20 protein-coding genes are annotated in these 18,145 nt (G+C 60.5%); all 20 read left to right on the plus strand.

What is annotated here, in order from left to right; genetic code table 11:
* Position 1: 1 nt before the first annotated feature.
* The 20 genes from IPP68_09055 to tsf all read left to right on the plus strand — a co-directional run bounded on the left by IPP68_09055 (position 2) and on the right by tsf (position 18,142).
* Positions 2–1,744, plus strand: coding sequence for a nitrite/sulfite reductase (locus IPP68_09055; GenBank protein ID MBL0350507.1), 1,743 nt, complete (start codon positions 2–4; stop codon positions 1,742–1,744).
* Between the two features lie 16 nt (positions 1,745–1,760).
* Positions 1,761–2,546 (plus strand): HesA/MoeB/ThiF family protein, encoded by a 786-nt coding sequence (locus IPP68_09060; GenBank protein MBL0350508.1) that lies wholly within the window; start codon positions 1,761–1,763, stop codon positions 2,544–2,546.
* 201 nt (positions 2,547–2,747) lie between these two features.
* Positions 2,748–2,927, plus strand: coding sequence for a hypothetical protein (locus tag IPP68_09065; protein ID MBL0350509.1), 180 nt, complete (start codon positions 2,748–2,750; stop codon positions 2,925–2,927).
* A gap of 38 nt (positions 2,928–2,965) precedes the next feature.
* Entirely contained in the window at positions 2,966–3,649 is a 684-nt protein-coding gene (locus IPP68_09070) for a class I SAM-dependent methyltransferase (GenBank protein MBL0350510.1), read from the plus strand.
* A 23-nt stretch (positions 3,650–3,672) separates the two neighbouring features.
* Positions 3,673–3,999, plus strand: a complete 327-nt coding sequence (gene ndhC, locus IPP68_09075) for an NADH-quinone oxidoreductase subunit A (protein MBL0350511.1) — start codon at positions 3,673–3,675, stop codon at positions 3,997–3,999.
* A gap of 13 nt (positions 4,000–4,012) precedes the next feature.
* Positions 4,013–4,525: an NADH-quinone oxidoreductase subunit B gene (locus tag IPP68_09080; protein MBL0350512.1), complete on the plus strand. Its 513-nt coding sequence runs from the start codon at positions 4,013–4,015 to the stop codon at positions 4,523–4,525.
* A 2-nt stretch (positions 4,526–4,527) separates the two neighbouring features.
* On the plus strand, positions 4,528–5,067 hold the full coding sequence (locus IPP68_09085) for an NADH-quinone oxidoreductase subunit C (protein MBL0350513.1): 540 nt from the start codon (positions 4,528–4,530) through the stop codon (positions 5,065–5,067).
* An 80-nt stretch (positions 5,068–5,147) separates the two neighbouring features.
* On the plus strand, positions 5,148–6,257 hold the full coding sequence (locus IPP68_09090; GenBank protein ID MBL0350514.1) for an NADH-quinone oxidoreductase subunit D: 1,110 nt from the start codon (positions 5,148–5,150) through the stop codon (positions 6,255–6,257).
* Entirely contained in the window at positions 6,257–7,477 is a 1,221-nt protein-coding gene (nuoH, locus tag IPP68_09095; GenBank protein MBL0350515.1) for an NADH-quinone oxidoreductase subunit NuoH, read from the plus strand. The genes IPP68_09090 and nuoH overlap by 1 nt, the downstream gene beginning before the upstream one ends.
* Entirely contained in the window at positions 7,474–8,493 is a 1,020-nt protein-coding gene (locus IPP68_09100) for an NADH-quinone oxidoreductase subunit J (GenBank protein MBL0350516.1), read from the plus strand. Before nuoH ends, IPP68_09100 begins: the two co-directional genes overlap by 4 nt.
* A complete protein-coding gene (nuoK, locus tag IPP68_09105; protein MBL0350517.1) occupies positions 8,493–8,801 on the plus strand; it encodes an NADH-quinone oxidoreductase subunit NuoK in 309 nt (102 codons plus the stop codon). The genes IPP68_09100 and nuoK overlap by 1 nt, the downstream gene beginning before the upstream one ends.
* Position 8,802: 1 nt before the next feature.
* Positions 8,803–10,794 carry an NADH-quinone oxidoreductase subunit L gene (gene nuoL, locus IPP68_09110; GenBank protein ID MBL0350518.1) on the plus strand — a complete coding sequence of 664 codons (1,992 nt, stop codon included), beginning with the start codon at positions 8,803–8,805 and terminating at the stop codon, positions 10,792–10,794.
* Between the two features lie 29 nt (positions 10,795–10,823).
* Positions 10,824–12,308: an NADH-quinone oxidoreductase subunit M gene (locus IPP68_09115; GenBank protein MBL0350519.1), complete on the plus strand. Its 1,485-nt coding sequence runs from the start codon at positions 10,824–10,826 to the stop codon at positions 12,306–12,308.
* 7 nt (positions 12,309–12,315) lie between these two features.
* Positions 12,316–13,707, plus strand: a complete 1,392-nt coding sequence (locus tag IPP68_09120) for an NADH-quinone oxidoreductase subunit N (GenBank protein MBL0350520.1) — start codon at positions 12,316–12,318, stop codon at positions 13,705–13,707.
* 8 nt (positions 13,708–13,715) lie between these two features.
* On the plus strand, positions 13,716–14,717 hold the full coding sequence (locus IPP68_09125) for a polyprenyl synthetase family protein (protein ID MBL0350521.1): 1,002 nt from the start codon (positions 13,716–13,718) through the stop codon (positions 14,715–14,717).
* A 60-nt stretch (positions 14,718–14,777) separates the two neighbouring features.
* Positions 14,778–14,960 carry a twin-arginine translocase TatA/TatE family subunit gene (gene tatA / locus IPP68_09130; GenBank protein ID MBL0350522.1) on the plus strand — a complete coding sequence of 61 codons (183 nt, stop codon included), beginning with the start codon at positions 14,778–14,780 and terminating at the stop codon, positions 14,958–14,960.
* A gap of 33 nt (positions 14,961–14,993) precedes the next feature.
* Positions 14,994–15,734 (plus strand): twin-arginine translocase subunit TatC, encoded by a 741-nt coding sequence (gene tatC, locus IPP68_09135; protein ID MBL0350523.1) that lies wholly within the window; start codon positions 14,994–14,996, stop codon positions 15,732–15,734.
* Positions 15,735–15,803: 69 nt separating this feature from the next.
* Complete coding sequence (locus IPP68_09140) at positions 15,804–16,121, plus strand: ferredoxin family protein (protein MBL0350524.1); 318 nt, start codon at positions 15,804–15,806, stop codon at positions 16,119–16,121.
* Positions 16,122–16,470: 349 nt separating this feature from the next.
* On the plus strand, positions 16,471–17,265 hold the full coding sequence (gene rpsB / locus IPP68_09145; protein ID MBL0350525.1) for a 30S ribosomal protein S2: 795 nt from the start codon (positions 16,471–16,473) through the stop codon (positions 17,263–17,265).
* A 13-nt stretch (positions 17,266–17,278) separates the two neighbouring features.
* Positions 17,279–18,142 (plus strand): translation elongation factor Ts, encoded by an 864-nt coding sequence (gene tsf / locus IPP68_09150; GenBank protein ID MBL0350526.1) that lies wholly within the window; start codon positions 17,279–17,281, stop codon positions 18,140–18,142.
* The last annotated feature ends 3 nt before the right edge of the window (positions 18,143–18,145 follow it).

The following is an 18,145-nucleotide window of genomic DNA, read 5'->3' on the forward strand; positions in this document are numbered from 1 at the left end:
CATGCTTCAAAAAACCCAAACCCCCGTGTCCGTGCCGGATTACGTCGAAGAGGAAATCCGCCGATTTGAAACGAACATCCGCGAGCTTCGCGCCGGACGCATGGACATGGACGATTTTCGCCGGTTCCGGCTGAACAACGGCATTTACGGCATCCGCAACCAAACCGACAAACAGATGATCCGCATTAAAGTCCCCTTTGGTCGTCTGACGCCGGACCAATTGGAAGCCCTGGCCGACGTGACGGAAACCTTCGCTCCGTCTAAAATCGGCCACTGGACGACCCGCCAAAATCTTCAAATCCACATGATCCCCTTGGAAGACACCCCGAAAGTCATGCGGCGTGTGGCCGAATCGGGCTTGACCCCCCGGGAAGGGTGCGGAAACACCGTTCGCAACATCACGGCCAATCCCTACACCGGCGTGCAACCGGGCGAAGTTTTCGATGTGGCGCCCTACGCGGACGCGGCCTTTCATTACTTCTTGCGGAACCCCCTCAGCGCCAATTTGCCCCGAAAATTCAAAATGGCTTTTGAATCCACCGCCGAGGATTACGCCTTGACGGCCATTCACGACATGGCTTTCGTGGCCGAAATCCGCAACGGCGTCCGCGGCTTTCGCACGTACGTCGGCGGCGGCCTGGGCGCCACCCCCCAGGTGGCCATTCGTTTGGAGGATTTCACCCCCGCGGACCTTTTGTTGCCCTCCATCGAGGCCGTCATTCGACTCTTCGACCGCAACGGCGAACGCCAGGACAAGCTTCACGCCCGCATTAAATTTTTGGTCAAAAAATGCGGCGCCGAGGAATTTAAAAAGAAATTCCAAGCCGAACGAAAAGCGGTGATGGGAACGCGCGGGGGAACGATCGATTGGTCCTTCCCGGTTCCCGAAGAAACGGCGCCCCCGGTCCCGACCGGCGTCCCGTCGGCTTCCCCGGCGCCCGGGTTCGACCGCTGGAAATCCACCAACGTCGCCGACCAGAAACAGCCCGGTTACAGCTGGGCCACCGTGGTCCTCCCCTTGGGAGACGTGACGGCCGTTCAAATGCGCCAATTGGCCGACGTGTCCCGCCGGTTGAACGGCGGCCGCCTGCGGACCACCATCGAGCAAAACTTCCTCCTGCGCTGGGTCAAAAACGAGCACCTTCCGGCGCTTTACAACGAATTGGTTAAAATCGGGTTGGCCGCGGCCGGCGCCGGGCGGTTCTCCGACATCACCCGCTGCCCGGGCGCGGACACCTGCCAAATCGCGGTGACCAAATCCCGGGAGTTGGCCAAGGCCTTGAATGGACTTTTCGTTGATGGGCTGAAAGCGGACGCGGACATGGAAGGGTTGCACGTCAAAATATCGGGCTGCACCAATTCCTGCGGCCAACACCACATCGGGACCTTGGGATTCTACGGCACCTACCGCAAGGTCGGCGAGCGGGCCGTTCCTCACTATATGGTCCTGGTGGGCGGATCGACCAAGGAAGGCGAGGTCAAATTCGGCCAACCCGTGGGCGCCTTACCGGCCCGCCGGGTTCCCGACGCTGTCAAAAAGCTAGTGACCCTCTTTAAAGGGGAAAAACAGGGCGCGGAAAGCTTCGCCCAGTGGCTGGAACGCGTGGGAAAACCCCGGATCAAATCCGAAATCCAGGAATTCACCGCGTTGCCGCCCTACGAACAGAACCCCTCGCTTTACTTCGATTGGGGCGAAAACGCCGATTTCAAAGTGGACATCGGCGTCGGGGAGTGCGCGGCTTAACCTCGCCCGGGGGCGCGTGATCCCCCCAAACACCGTGACGGACCTCGACCTCCCCCGCTACGCGCGCCAAATGATCCTCCCCGAAGTCGGGGGGAAGGGACAACAGGCGCTCGCCGCCGCCCGGGTCGCCCTGGTCGGGCTGGGCGGATTGGGTTCTCCCGCCGCTTTTTATCTGGCCGGGGCGGGGGTTGGCACCCTCGGGTTGATCGACGACGACGCGGTCGACGTCTCCAACCTCCATCGACAACCCCTTCACGCCACGCCGGACCAAGGCCGTCCCAAAACGATCTCCGCCCGGGAAAAATTGGCCGCCCTCAACCCCGCGATCCGCCTCGCCGAACATCGCCTTCGTTTGACGGGGAAAAACGCCGCCCCCCTCCTGTCCGATTACGATCTGGTCCTGGACGGTTCCGACAATTTCGACACGCGCTACATCGTCAACGACGCCGCCCAGCGCCGGGGGATCCCCCTGGTGTGGGGGGCGGTTCTTCGTTGGGAAGGGCAGATCATGACGGTCCGCCCCGGACGATCGGCCTGCTACCGCTGCCTTTTCCCCGAACCCCCCGATCCCGCCTTGGCCGCTTCCTGCGCCGACGCGGGCGTCGTGGGCCCCCTGGCGGGGCTCGTGGGGAGCTGGATGGCCCTGGAAGCTTTAAAGATTCTCTGGGGAGCGGGCGCGCCCCTCGTGAACCGACTGCTGTTGATCGACGGCCGCTCCGGCCGCGTGCGGGAGCGCGTGGTGGAACGGCGAAAAACCTGCCCGGCCTGCGCCCCCGGCGCCGGCGTCTCGACGGCCGTTTGACATTCCCCGGGCAAATTTCTTTAATGGGCACGCTTCTTCAACGGCGCAGGGCACCGGACCGCGGGGGAGCGACACCGGAATCCCGTTGGTCGCCCGAATTTTAAACGAAACACCGAAACGTCGCCTTGCATCGGCGGCCCCGAGCCGCGCGGATCGCTTATTTTGCGGGAACCCCCCGCCACCGAAAAAAGAGAGGTAATCATGGCTGAAATGCTCGTCGTGGTCAGCAAGATCAAAAAGATGGTGAAAGAAAAAGGCTTCCGCACCGGTGGCGATTACGTGGACGCGCTGTCCAAAAAAGTCGAAGGCATCGTCAACGACTCCGTGACCAAGGTGCAAAACGAGGGCAAAAAGAAAACCCTCGGCGCCGAAGACCTCTAAACTTTTCCACCGGCGGGCCCCGGCCCGCGGTGTTCCTCATGGCCGCTTTTACTCCGGAGGACATCGGGCGCCTGTTTACACCGTTGGCGCCCCGTTATCGACGCTTCAACCGATGGGCCAGCCTCGGGCAGGACAATCGCTGGCGGCGATCGCTGATCGCCGAAATTCAAGGACACCGACGGGTGTTGGACGTCGGCACCGGCACCGGAGAGCTGGCGTCTTTGGCCGCCGCGCGCGGCGCTTCGGCGGTGGGGCTGGATGTCAGCCCGGGCATGCTGGTTGAGGCCCGGCGGCGCCGGCCCGAAGGCGCGTGGGTGTTGGGGGACGGTAAAACGTTTCCCTTCCCGGACGGCGTGTTCGACGCCGTGGTGTCCGCCTACGTGATGCGCAACTTGTTCAAGGGCGGCGTCTTGCCGGACGTCCTGCGGGAAGCCCGGCGCGTTCTGGCCCCTGGCGGCCGGTTGGTATTTTTGGATTTAACGAGACCCGAAGGGGTCTTTCAACGGTGGGGGCATGGTTTGTATAATCGGACCATCCTGCCGGCGTTGGGTCGTTGTTTTTTCGGCGAACATTGGCCCGGGGGTTATCTGGCGGATTCGATTGACGCGTTGCCCCCCGCGGACGAACTTCGGTTGATTTTCCAAACCTGCGGTTTTCGGTCTTTAACGCTCCGCCCGTTGTGGGGGGGCGTCGTCTCGCTGTTCATTGGGAGTGCCTCGTGACGTTTCAATATCTTCAGGTTCTGGTGTTCGCGCTCATCGGCTTCACTTTTTTCTCCGTCCTCCTGCTGGCGGCGGGATTGGTGCGGGAGCGCGGCACCACCAAAGACACCACCGCCTACGAGTGCGGCATGGAGCCCGTGGGCTCAGCCTGGATCTCGCCCAACATTCGTTTTTACGTTTTCGCCCTCTTGTTCGTGGTTTTCGACGTCGAAGCGCTTTTTGTTTTTCCCTGGGCGGTCCAGTTCCGGGCCCTGGGGGTCGAAGGGTTTGTCGCGGTCATGCTTTTTGTCGGCGTTCTTTTTTTCGGGCTCGTCTACGCCTGGAAAAAAGGCGCTTTGAGATGGGAGTGACGACGTGGGCGGCCTGATTTTCGAAAAACTACCCGGCGTTTCCCATAAACTTCCCGGCGGGGAACTGCTCCTCACCACCGTGGACCTGTTTGTCGACTGGACGCGCAAATCCAGCATCTGGCCCCTGACCTTCGGTTTGGCCTGTTGCGCCATTGAAATGATGGCGGCCTATTCCACCCGGTTTGACGTCAACCGCTTCGGCGTGATCCCCCGCCCTTCGCCCCGCCAAGCCGACCTCATGATCATCGCCGGCACCGTCACCAAAAAGATGGCTCCCGCCATCGAAAAGCTGTATTACCAGATGCCCGAACCCCGCTTTGTGATCTCCATGGGGGCCTGCGCCAATTGCGGCGGCCCCTATTTCGATTCGTACTCCGTGGTCAAAGGGGTGGATCGCGTCATCCCCGTCGACGTCTACATCCCCGGCTGTCCGCCCCGTCCGGAAGCCCTGCACAACGCCATTTTGGCCCTGCAAAAGAAAATCGACACGATGTACGTCGCGGGCCTCAAGGTCAAGGTCGGATGATCGTGGAAAAAGCCGCCCTCCTTCAAACCCTGCATCAACATTTTGCCGACGTTCAGGACGTCGTGTCGGCGGATCCCAAGTTCGTGCGGGGGGGGGACGAGCCCCAAATCAAAGTTCCCGCGGCTAAAATTTTCGACGTGGCGGCCTTCCTTAAGAACGACCTGCGCTTCGACCTCCTCAATTTCTTTACCGCCGTCGATTACGTCAAAGAAAATCGATTCGAATTGGTTTACCATTTCATGCAAACCGACGCCCCCACCGCCGAGATATTCCTGAAGGTTGATCTCCCCCGGGACGGCGAACCCGCGCTCCCCTCCCTCACGCCCCTCTACGCGGCGGCCGATTGGCAGGAGCGGGAAACCTACGATTTGTTCGGCATTCGGTTTAACGGCCACCCCAACCTTCGCCGGATTTTGCTTTGGGAAGGCTACAACGGTTGGCCGCTGCGAAAAGACTACGTCCACACGGCGGACAAATACGACAACGGGTCCGAGATCGGCCTGCCCAAAGCCGCCCCGGCCGCCCACGGAGCCGCCCAATGACGACGCCTCTCGCCGGTCCGGCCGGCCAGGTCAACGAACGCGCCGATTCCCTCTTGCCGGGTCCCTCCTTTGAAACCAAGATGGAGCGGATCTCCGAACACGAAATGCTTCTCAACATGGGCCCCCAGCATCCTTCGACCCACGGCGTGTTGCGCGTGGTCCTGCGTTTGGACGGAGAAATGGTGACCGGCGCCGTCCCCGACCTGGGCTACCTGCACCGGGGCGTGGAGAAACTCGCCGAAAACCGCACTTACTCCCAATTCATCATATTGACGGACCGGGACGACTACCTCTGCGCCATGCTCAACAACTGGGCCTATTGCTTGACGGTGGAGAAACTCCTGAAAGTCGAAATCCCGGAACGGGCCCAGTATCTGCGGGTCATCGCCGGGGAATTGAACCGGATCGCCTCCCACCTGCTTTTCATCGGGACCTTCGGCATCGACATCGGCGCCTTCACCCCTTTCCTTTACGCCTTCGGCCGCGAACGGGAAATGATCATGGACCTCTTTGAGCAACTCTGCGGCGCCCGCATTACCTACAACTACGTGCGCATCGGCGGGGTCTCCAACGACGTGCCCGAGGGCTGGATCGAGAAGGCCAAGAAGTTTGTGGCCCACATGAAGACCTGCCTCAAGGAATACGATGATCTGCTGAGCTACAACCCCATTTTCATGGACCGAACCAAGGGCATCGGCGTTCTTTCCAAGGAAAAAGCCATTGCCTACGGTGTGACGGGTCCGAACCTGCGCGCCAGCGGCGTCAACCTGGACCTCCGCAAGAGCGCCCCCTACGGGATCTACTCGAAATTTCAATTCGACGCGGCCGTTCGGACCAACGGCGATTGCTGGGACCGCTACATGGTCCGGCGGGATGAAATCGAACAATCTTGCCGAATTTTGGAGCAGGCTTTGGAAAGCTTCCCCGCGGGCGAAATCCTGGGCAAAGTGCCCAAGGCCAACCTTCGTCCGCCCGCCGGAGAGGCGTACGGCCAGTTGGAAGGCGCCCGTGGTATTCTGGGAGTCTATTTGGTGTCCGATGGGGGCTTGAGCCCCTACCGCCTGCACCTCCGAGCCCCTTCCTACATCAATTTGGCGACCCTTCAAGAAATTCTCACGGGTTGGAAAGTGGCGGACGTGATCGCCATTTTGGGCTCCATTGACATCGTGTTGGGCGAGGTCGACCGCTAATGGCCAAGGGACCGTGGGCGGTCACGGGGCCCTGGGCCCCCAATCAAACCCCTCAAGGCATCCGAGGGCGTTACCTCCGTTCTTTCCTGGTGTTGGGAGTGCTTCTGGGCGGCCTCTTTGGAATCACGCTCCTCATCGGGGAACCCGCGCGCCTTTTTGCTTTGGGTTTCGAATTTCTCACCGCTCAAGTGGCCAAGCACGGCCTTCCGGCTTGGATTCCGTCCCTGGTGGCCTTGGTGGTCCCCTGCTCCATCCTGCTGGGGCTTATTCAAGTGCTTCCCATCTTTCTGGTCTGGTGGGAAATGAAGATCGCCGCCCACATTCAGGTCCGGTTGGGCCCCATGCGGGTCGGTTGGTGGCACGGAGCGCTCCAAACCATCGCCGACGGCATGAAGCTCCTTTTTAAAGAAGACATCGTCCCGGACGGGGCGGATCGGGTGTTGCACTTCCTGGCCCCGATCATTGTGGTGGCTCCGGCTTATCTGTGCTTCGCTCCCATTCCTTTCGGCAACGGGAGCCTGGCGGCGGTCAATTTGGACGTGGGCCTGCTTTTCATTTTGGGCGTTTCGGGCCTGACGGTCATCGGTCTCTTGATGGCCGGCTGGAGCTCCAACAACAAATATTCGGTCCTGGGCGGTTTGCGGGCGGCGGCTCAAATGGTTTCTTACGAAATCCCCCGTGTGATTGCCGTTTTGCCCGTGGTCATGTGGGCCGGGACGCTTTCGCTGGGGGGCCTGATGGACGCCCAGAAAGGCCTCTGGATGGGGTTCTTGCCGCGTTGGTTTATTTTCTATCCCGTTATTGGCCAAATCGCTTTCATCATCTACATCGTCTGCTCCATCGCCGAAACGAACCGGACGCCTTTTGACATCGCCGAGGCGGAATCCGAACTCACCTCGGGCTTCCACACCGAATATTCCGGCATGAAGTGGGCCATGTTCTTCATGGCCGAATACGCCTACATGTTTCTGGCTTCGGCGTTGGGCACCGTCCTTTTCCTGGGCGGGGGCTCGTCGCCCTGGCCCTTCTTGGACTTCGTTCCCTCTTTTGTGTGGTTCTTCGCCAAAAGCTTCTTTATCGTCTTCCTCTTTATCTGGTTCCGTTGGTCCTACCCCCGCCTTCGGGTCGATCGATTGATGGAATTTTGCTGGAAATTCCTCCTCCCCTGGTCCCTGGTCAATGTGGCCTTGGCCGGCGCGGTCTTCCTTTACCGATCATGAACTACTTTAAAACCATCGTCTTGAATAGCTGGGCGTTGCTCAAGGGCCTCAAAATCACCCTGTGGCACATGTTTTCACCGGCCATCACGGTTCAGTACCCCTACGAAAAACTGACCCTGTCCGATCGCTACCGGGGCGCCTTGGCGTTTCATCCCGACATCTGCATTTCCTGCGAGATGTGCGTCCGGGCCTGCCCGTCCAACTGCATCTCGTTGGAAGCCAAGCGGAACGAAGAAACAAAAAAGAAAGATTTGGCCTGGTACCGGATCGACTTCGGCAAATGCAATTACTGCCGGCTTTGCGAAGAAATCTGCCCGACCAAACCCAAGTCGGTTCACCACACCAAGGAATACGAGCTGTCCTTCTCCCACCGGGGGGAATTTATGCAGGAATGGAAAACCTCCGTCCCCCAACCCGCGGCGTCGGAAGCGGGGCAAATTTGGGGGCCTTCGTCGCGCGCGGCCAGAAACTCGGACCCAACCCCGCCACCAACGCCTCGGAGACGGGCTCTTCCCCGGTGGCCTGACATGATCGCGAAAATCGTTTTCGGGTTCCTGGCGGTATTGGTTTTGGTTCCAGCCGGCCTCGCCGTGACCGTCAAAAACATTTTCCATTGCGCCCTCTGGCTGGTCTTGAGCCTCACGGGGGTGGCCGGGCTCTTTGCCCTGCTGGGGGCCGACTTCCTCTTTGTGGCCCAGATCCTGGTGTACACCGGCGGCATTACGGTGCTTCTGCTTTTTGTGGTCCTTTTGTCGGGCAACCCCAAGGACTGGATTGTCAAACAGGTCAACGGGCAATGGGTTTGGGGCCTGGCGCTCTCCGCTATTTTCGTCGGGCTTTTGTCCACCCTGTTCAAGCAGATTCCGGAACCGATTGAACTGACCGTGGCCGCCCCCACGTCGGCCCCGTTGGGTTTGATGCTGGTCCGAGACATGCTGCTTCCCTTTGAGGCCGTCTCGTTGGTCCTGCTCGCGGCCCTGGTGGGCGCCATTCATTTTTCCAAGAGGAATTCCTAATGCTCCCGCTTTTCGGCTACACGATGGTGAGCGGCGTATTGGTGTCTCTGGGGATTTTCGGCGCTCTTTCCCGCCGAAACACCTTGAGCGTCCTGATCGCCATCGAGCTCATCTTCAACGCCGCCAACATCAACCTGGTGGCCTTCAATCGCTATTTACACCCGGGACAACCGACGGGCCAGGCTTTCGCGATTTTCGTCATCGCCCTGGCGGCGGCCGAGGCGGTCGTGGGCTTGGCCTTGGTGCTCACCGTCTATCGACAGTTTAAAACGGTCCTGTCCGAAGACTTGAATCTGTTGAAGGGTTAACATGCTCGACCACGCTTACCTTATCCCGCTTCTGCCCCTGGCCGCTTCGGTTCTGATCCTCTTTTTCGGCCGATGGTTGCCGCTTGAAGGGGCCTTCATCGGCATCGCCGTCGCCGCCTGGGGTCTGATCCAGTCCTGCATCATCTTGGGGGGCGTATACCTTCACCCGGCCGATCTCCTGGTGCACGAAGGCATCACGGGGCGTTACTTTGAAATGGCCCGGGATTGGTTCACCGTGGGCAATTTCCGCATGGAATTGGGCGTGATGATCGACGGCATGGCCGCCATGATGCTGGTGGTGGTCACCCTGGTTTCCTTCCTGGTTCAAGTTTACTCCCTGGGCTACCAACACGGGAAACCCCGGTTCGGCCGTTACTACGCCTACCTGTCTTTTTTCACCGCCGCCATGCTGATCCTGGTGGTGGCCAACAACCTCCTGCAATTCTTCATCGGCTGGGAACTCATGGGCGTGTCGTCTTATCTCTTGATCGGATTTGAATTCGAACGGCCCGCCGCCGCTTACGCCAGTCGGAAAGCCTTCATCACCACCCGCGTCGGGGATTTGGGTTTCTACGCGGGCCTGTTGCTCCTCTTCACCGCCCTGGGCACGGCCAACTTCGGCATCATCAGCGCCGAGCATGTCCAAGCCATCGGTCCGGGCCTGGCCACGGCTATTTCGCTTCTCCTCTTCTGCGGGGCCGTGGGGAAATCCGCCCAGCTGCCCTTGCACGTGTGGCTCCCCGACGCCATGGAAGGCCCGACGCCCGTATCGGCCTTGATTCACGCGGCGACCATGGTGGCGGCCGGGGTGTTTCTCCTGGGCCGTTTCAGTTACATCTTTGAGCTTTCGCCCATCGCCCAAACCGTCGTCGCCTGGACGGGGGGACTGACCGCCTTGGGCGCCGCCTTGAGCGCCATCACCGCCACCGACATCAAGAAAGTTCTCGCCTACTCGACCATCAGCCAATTGGGCTACATGGTGTTGGCCATGGGCGTGGGCGACCACCAGGCCGGGATGTTCCATTTGACGACCCACGCCTTTTTCAAAGCCCTGCTGTTCCTGGGCGCCGGCAGCGTGATTCATTCCGTTCACACCAACGAGATGCCCCTCATGGGCGGTTTGGGGAAAAAGATGCCGGTGACGTTCATCACCATGGCCTGCGCCTGGCTGGCCATCATCGGGTTTCCGTATATTTCCTCGGGGTTTTACTCCAAAGAAGCCATTTTGTCCGCGGTGTATGAAAAGCACGAATACGTCCTTTTCGCCATCGCCGGATTCACCGCGCTCCTCACCACGTTTTACATGACCCGCCTCATGATCCTGACCTTCATCGGCACGCCCCGGGACGCCCACCGGTTCCAACACGCCCACGAAAGCGGGGCGTCCATGACCCTGCCGTTGTCGTTGCTGGCGGTCTTGTCCATCGTCTCCGGGTTTCTGCTTCACTACATTTGGCCCTTCGCCAAGCTCGTGCCCAAAGCCGCGGAAGTCGTGGCCGAAGCGTCGACCGAAGCGGCGAGCGAACCCGGCCATCTGGTGGTCCTCGGCGTCTCCCTGGCCGCGCTCACCCTCGGGTTGATCGGCGCCTACGCGGTGTACATCGTGGGAAGCCCCGATCCCAAAAAATTGGCCGAAAAATTTCCCCGGCTTTACACCGCCCTGGGCACCCGGTATTTCGACGCGTTTTACTTGAAGCTGGTGGACGTTCTTTGCTTCAAACCGGCCGCCTTTCTGGCGGCCTTTGATTACGAAGTCATCGATCAATTTTTCGTGGACGGCCTCGGCACCCTCGGGCGCTTCCTGTCCCGCGTTAAAAGCTGGATCGACGACCACATTGTCGACGGCGTGTTCGTCAACGGCTTCGGTTGGATCGCCCTTCGGGTCGGGGCGGGGTTGCGTTCCCTGCAAACCGGGGTCGTCCAAAACTATTTGCTCGCCGCGGCCCTGGGGGTCTTTGCCATGATCCTGTGGGCGGTCGGCGCTTTCGGCTGATTTCTTAGAACTCTAGAGGAGTATTGTCCATGTCTTTGACGCTAATCACTTTCCTGCCCTTGATCGGGTCCGCGGTTATTCTACTGATGCCGAAGGAGAAAAAGGGCCTCATCCGTGCCCTCGCCACCGCTTTCGCGGGCGCGGCCTTCCTGGTCTCGATTCAGGCCTACTTGAATTACAACGGCGGGACCGCCGAAATGCAATTGGTGGAACGGCACGCCTGGATTCCGGTCTTCGACATTCATTACTACCTGGGCGTGGACGGCCTGTCGATGCCCCTGGTGCTGTTGACCACCCTTCTGTCGCTCGTTTCCGTCATCGCGTCCTTCGGCATCGAGAACCGGGTGAAAGAATATTTCTTCTGGTTCCTGATGCTGGAAACGGGCATGATGGGCGTGTTCGTCTCTCTGGACATTTTCCTTTTCTACGTTTTCTGGGAACTGACGCTCGTGCCCATGTATTTCCTGATCGGCGTGTGGGGGGGTCCCAAGAAAGAATACGCCGCCGTCAAATTCTTCCTCTACACTCTGGCCGGAAGCGTGTTCATGCTCCTGGGGATCCTGGCCCTTTACTTCTCCAGCGAGCCCCGCACCTTCGACCTCCTTCAACTCGCCCAACAATCCAGCAAATTCATGGGCGTTCGGTTCATCTGGATCTTCCTGGCCCTTTACGTCGGATTTGCCGTTAAAGTGCCCGCCTTCCCGTTCCACACGTGGTTGCCGTTGGCCCACGTGGAAGCGCCCACGGCGGTGTCGGTCATTCTGGCCGGCGTATTGCTGAAGATGGGCACTTACGGGTTGCTGCGCGTTTCCTTCGCCATCCTGCCCGAAGCCACCCGGTGGTTCATGCCGATCCTGATCGTCATCGCCTTCATCAACATCGTCTACGGGGCCTTTTGCGCCATGAATCAGCGGGACATCAAACGCATGGTCGCCTATTCCTCCGTTAACCACATGGGGTATTGCCTCCTGGGCATGGCGGCCATCACCGGGTCGAATGCCTCGGCCGGGCTCTCGGGCGCGGTCCTGCAGATGGTCAACCACGGCATCATTACCGGCTCCCTCTTCCTTTTGGTCGGCGTTCTCTACGACCAAGCGCACACGCGCAATATTGATGATTTCGGCGGTTTGGGCTCCAAATTGCCGGTCTACACGGGCCTGATGACGATTCAAATCATGGCGTCTCTGGGCCTCCCGGGGCTGGCCGGGTTTGTCTCCGAATTCCTCTGCTTTTTGGGCGGGTTCGGCCAGCGCGCCTCGCTCCTCTGGGTGTCCCTCTCGGTCATCGGGATCGTGGTCACCGCGGCCTTTTTCCTTAAATTGATTAAAGACGTGTTCCTGGGTCCCTTCAACACGAAATGGGAAGGCCACCTCAAAGACATCGGCGCACGGGAATTGGTCACCGTGGTCCCGCTCGTGGTCCTCACGGTCTTCCTCGGTGTATACCCGACCGGCTTGATTCAAATGATGGACGCCACCTTGACGAATTTGATCCGTCACGTGACGGGGGGATAAGTCCCGCATGAACGCGATCGTCCCCGAACTGATCCTCACGGCCGCGGCCCTGGCCCTGTTTCTCCTGGAGGCGTTCCGCCCCGGGCGCAAGGCCCCCGCGGTCTTATTGGCGGCGTTGGGTCTGGCGGGCGCCGCCGGGGCCCTCGGGGGAACCGTCGACGGTTGCGCCTGGGATTTCCTGGCCTTCGACGCCGCCACCCGCTATTTGAAGGGCTTGGCCCTCATCGCGGTTGGCTTGGTCTCCGTTTTTTCGGCCACCTTTCCGGCTTTTCAGCGGAAAGATTTCTCCTGGGGGACCTTTTTCGGTCTTCTCCTCCTCTCCACGGTGGGGTTGTTTTTCATGATGTCTGCCCGGGACATTCTCCTGCTCCTGATCGCCATCGAGTTGGTCAGCCTGACCTCCTTCGTTCTCACCGGAATTCTACGGGAAGATCGACGATCGAGCGAAGCGGCCATTAAGTATTTCCTGGTCGGCGCCTTCTCCGCCGGACTCCTGATTTACGGCTTTTCCATCCTTTACGGCCTCACGGGGACAACGCGGATCGACGCGCTGCTCACGGCCACCGTCGATCTTCCGGCGCTTCCGTTGACCGGCGCGTTGTTTTTTATTTTGGCCGGTTTCGGGTTCAAGTTGGCCCTGGCGCCTTTTCACATGTGGGCGCCGGACGTTTATGAAGGCGCTCCCACGCCCGTGACCGCCTATTTGTCCGTGGGACCGAAGGCCGCGGCCTTCGGTCTTCTCCTGCACGTTCTGCCCAATCATGGCGCCCTCCACTTAACCCCGCTCTTGGCCGCCCTGAGCGCCCTGACCATGACGGTGGGGAACTTGGCCGCCCTTCGCCAAACCAACGTTAAACGACTTCTGGCTTATTCGTCCGTGGCCCAGATGGGGTATGTGCTGATGGGCTTCACCGCCGCCGGCAACAACGGCGCCCGATCGGTGTTGGTGTATCTTTCCGGCTATGTGTTCATGAATTTGGGCGCCTTCGCGAGCGTTTTGGCGATGGGGCAAGAATCGAAGACGGAATCCATCGACGGCTTTAAAGGCCTGGCCCAACGCTCCCTGCCGCTGGCGCTCACAACGATGTTTTTCATGCTGTCCCTGACCGGGGTTCCCCCGTTCATCGGTTTCATCGGAAAGTTTTCTCTCTTTTCGGCCGTTCTGCAATCGCCGGGACTCCTGTGGTTGGCCGTGGTGGCCGCCGTCAACAGCGTCGTCTCCTTTGCCTATTATTTCAGCATCGTGCGCGCCATGTTCTTTGACCCCAACGAGCGCCCCGCGCCCTTGTCCTTCTCGCCGGCCCTCGCCGGATGCCTCGCCTTGACCGGCGTGGTGACGGCGGCCGTCGGCCTCTTTCCCAACACGTTCCTACTCCTCGTCCAGAAAGTGCTCCCCTAGGTTTCTTGGTGGTCCCTCCCGTCTTCAAGGTGTTGGAACCGGTTCTTCAATCCCCCGGGGCCGAAGGCCTCCCGGAATTCCTGACCGCGGTGGAAAAGGCCTTCGCCGAATTCGCCAAAAACCGAACGGGGTTTTTGGGGCAATTGACGGAGTACGTTCTCACGGGCTCGGGCAAACGCGTCCGTCCGGGGCTGGTGTATGTGGCTTCCCGGTTCGGCTCGGCGGATCCCGCGGCGGTCCGGGAAACCGCCCTCGCCGTGGAATTGATCCACATCGCCACACTGATTCACGACGACTTGGTGGACGACGCCTTGATGCGGCGGCAGCGCCCCACCGTCGGGGTCAAATTCGGGGAGGGCGCCGCCGTTCTTTTGGGCGACTACGTTTTAGCCCAAGCCTTCCAACGCCTCGGCGCCCTGTGCCGGCCTGAATTGCTCCGGCTCTACGCTGAAACCACCATGGTCATGTGCGAGGGGGAAATCGGCCAGTATGAAAGCCGCTATCGATTCACCCTCTCGGAAAACGACTACCTCGAGTTCCTTCGAAAAAAAACGGCCTCTTTGATGGCGGCGTCCTGCCGCTCGGGCGCGTTGTTGGCCGGGCTCACGGAAGCGCAAGCGCACGCGCTGGAAATTTTCGGTGAAAAAATGGGCGTCGCCTTCCAGGTGGTGGACGATCTGCTGGACGTGGAGGGGGAGGAGGCGGTGGTGGGAAAAACCCTTCACACCGACCTGACCCACGGCAAAATGACCTTGCCCCTCATCCTTTTCGCCGCGCGAATGCCTTCCGCCAAAGAGCGGACGGCCCTGTTCGAACTCCTCAAAAACCCCAACGGACAGATCCGGGGTCTCATTGAACGAGTTCGCGCTTCCGGCGTCCTCTCCGATTGCCGCGCCAAAGTCCAGCAGCTGCTGGCCGAGGCCGAGGGGGCGTTGACCGCCCTGCCCGACGTTCCCGCGCGTCGCCTCCTGGCGGACATCGCCCGGCGGCTGTCCAGCCGCCAAGTTTAACAACGGCCTTTCAAAGCGGTATACTGTTTGCAACCGCCCCGGTGGCGGTGGGAGGCTTCTATGTTCGGCATGGGTTGGCAAGAATTGCTGTTGGTGCTCGTGATCATGTTGTTGTTTTTCGGTCCCAACAAATTGCCCGCCTTGGGCAAAAGCCTCGGGAAGGCCCTGTCCGGTTTCAAACAAGGGCTGAAAGAGGGCCACGACGACATCGAAAAAAGCGTTTCCGACGACCCCAAAGCCTGACCGTTTCATCGCGTTGATCCACCGCTTCGCCCCGTGACCGCCCCCGCCGCGCCTCCCCCCGCCCGCCCCTCCGACACCCCGGGAGATCGGGCCCGTCCGCTGGTCGACCATCTCACCGAAATTCAGCGGCGGCTTCGTTGGGCGCTGGTCTCTGTAGCGGCCTTGTCCGTGGCCGGCTGGTTTCTCACCGCCCCCGTCATTCATCGCTTGGCCCGGTCGGTGGGGCCCATGATCTACCTCGCCCCCACGGAAGCCTTCGCCGTTCGTTTCAAAATGGCCGTTCTCCTCGGGTTGTTTCTCTCGGCCCCCGTGCTGATCTACCACCTCTGGCGCTTTGTCGGCGTCGCTCTGACGTTGAGCGAACGGCGCGTGGTGTTGGGCGCCCTCCCCTTTTCCTACCTCTTGTTCCTCCTGGGGGCGTCGTTGGGCTGGTTCGTGATCGTTCCGGTGGGGCTCAAGATCCTGACGGGGTTTGCCACCGCCGATCTTCGACCGACGCTGTCGGTGGCCGCGGTGTTGGAGTTCGCCCTTTGGACCTCGGGGGGGCTCGGACTATTGTTTCAGCTTCCGGTTGTGATCGCCGCCCTGGCCGCCTGGGGGTTTGTCCGCGCGGCGACGCTCCGCCGCTACCGGCGGCACGCGCTCATCGCCATCTTGATCCTGTCGGCCGTGGTGACCCCGGGTCCGGACGTCTTTTCCCAATTGGCGCTGGCGCTTCCGACCTATTTGTTGTTTGAAATTTCCATCGCCGTCGCTCGGGCGATGGAACCTTGACACCCCCGTGAGCGTGTTATACACTTACGTTTTCCAATACCACCGCTGATCACCGAAGGGAGACGCACCATGGCAGCCATCGATCCGGATTTTCAGAAAAACCGAACCAAACTCGCCGACCACGCCGGTCACGCCGTTTGGGGACCCGAAGAAAAGCCCGCGAAGCTGGGCATTCACGGCACCTGGGTCGCCGTGGATTTCGATTTGTGCCTCGCCGACGGCGCCTGCCTGGACGCCTGCCCCGAGAACGTGTTCACCTGGTTGGACACCCCGGGACACCCGGTGTCGGCCAAGAAAGCCGATCCGTCGAAAGAAGATTCCTGCATTTTCTGCATGGCCTGCGAAAGCGTTTGCCCGGTGGTGGCCATTAAGATCACCCCGAAATAAGCGTTGCTTTTTCCAGAGCCCGTCCCGGCGCCGTCGGCCGGGGCGGGCTTTTTGTTTGCCTTCGTCGAATCCAATTGGTATAATTAAACCGTTGTGAACCGCAGGGGCGGCGCTGTCGGCCGCCCAAATTCACACATCCCCGGATGGCCGTCGAGGTCCCAGAGTTCATGGGTCGGCGGGCGAGCGAAGGGGATGGAGGAGCGGGGGTCCAACCCCGCAAAAACCAGACACAGGTTATCGGACCCGCTGTTTCCATGGCGGGATCCTCGCTGTGAAGGGGCGGTCGCGCATTCGGCGGCCGTTTTTTTTTCGGCGAACCGGTGTCTCATTCAAGGAGGAATTCGCACCAATGGCGTCCATATCCATGAAAGCGTTGCTCGAGGCCGGGGTTCATTTCGGCCACCAAACCCGTCGCTGGAACCCGAAAATGTCCAAATACATTTTCGGCAGCCGGAACAACATTCACATCATCGACCTGCAAAAAACCGTCAAGGAACTCAAGAAAGCCCTGACGTACGTCCGCGATTTGGCGGCCGACGGGAAAACCCTTCTTTTTGTCGGAACCAAGAAACAGGCCCGGGAAGCCATTTCCCAGGAAGCCGCCCGCTGCGGCATGCCCTTCATCCGGGACCGCTGGTTGGGCGGAACGCTCACCAACTTTGAAACCGTCCGCCGATCGGCCAAACGCCTGCAGGAATTGGAACGCATGAAACAAAGCGGGGTGTTCGCTTCCCTGTCCAAAAAAGAAACCATGCGCCGGGAAAAAGACATCAAGCGCCTGGCGAAATCCCTGGACGGCATCAAGAACATGGACAGCCTGCCCCACGCCTTGTTCATTGTGGACCCCGTTCAGGAAATCACGGCCGTGACGGAGTCCCGCCGGATGGAGATCCCCATCGTTTCGATCTGCGACACGAACTGCGACCCCGACCTCATCGACTGGCCCATGCCCGGCAACGACGACGCCATCCGCTCGGTCCGGCTCTTCTGCAAGCTGGTGGCCGACAGCGTGTTGGAAGGCCGCGAATTGGCCAAGCGCAAAGACCCCGCCGCCGGCGACGCCGCGGCGCCCGAAGGCGAAATCGCCCTCACCGACAGCGCCGCGGACGTGCCCGTCGTCCCGGTCGAAACCACCAACGCCTAATTCGGAGGCCGCCATGCCCGTTGTCACCAGTGATCTCGTAGCGCAGCTCCGCGCCAAAACCGGCGCGGGCCTCATGGATTGCAAACGCGCCCTCACCACCACCGAGGGTGATTTTGAAAAAGCCATCCAGATTCTCCGCGAGCAAGGCGCGGCGTCGGCCGCCAAGCGATCGGGTCGCGCCACCGCGGCCGGGCTCGTTCAAGCTTCCATCGCCGCCGCCGGCAAAACGGCCGTTCTCTTGGAGCTCAATTGCGAAACCGACTTCGTCGCCCGAACGGACGATTTCAAAGGCCTGCTGGGGGATCTTCTTCAGAAAGCCGCGTCGGCCGCGCCCGCGTGGTCGTCCGCCGCGGACGCGCCCCAGGAACGGGTCAAGGAACTGGCCGCCAAACTGGGGGAAAACATCGTGTTGAAGCGCTTCGCGCGCTTTGATCGTCCGTCGTCGGGGCTTTTCGCGTCTTACATCCACCCCAGCGAAAGCGTGAAAGTGGGGGCCCTGGTGGAGTTGAACACCGCCTCGGAAAAAGGCGCCGCCGCCCCCGAAGCCGCCGAATTGGGGAAAGTCTTGGCCATGCAGGCCGCCGCCAACGGCGCCCGGTGGGTCAACCCCCAGGACGTTCCCGCCGACTTGATTGAAAAAGAGAAAACCATCGGCCGGGAAAAAGCCAAAAACGAAGGCAAACCGGAGAAAATCTGGGACAAAATCGCCGAAGGCAATTTAAAGAAATTCTTCCAGGATTTTTGTCTCTTGGAACAGGCCGACAACTTGAACCCCAAGTCCACCCTTCGCCAGCGCGTGGAAGACGTTTCCAAGAAAGTGGGCGAACCGGTGACGGTAAAGCGTTTCGCGCGGTTTAAAGTCGGCGACGAAGACTAACCG

This window comes from Elusimicrobiota bacterium, from assembly GCA_016722575.1.
Lineage (GTDB): Bacteria > Elusimicrobiota > Elusimicrobia > FEN-1173 > FEN-1173 > JADKIY01.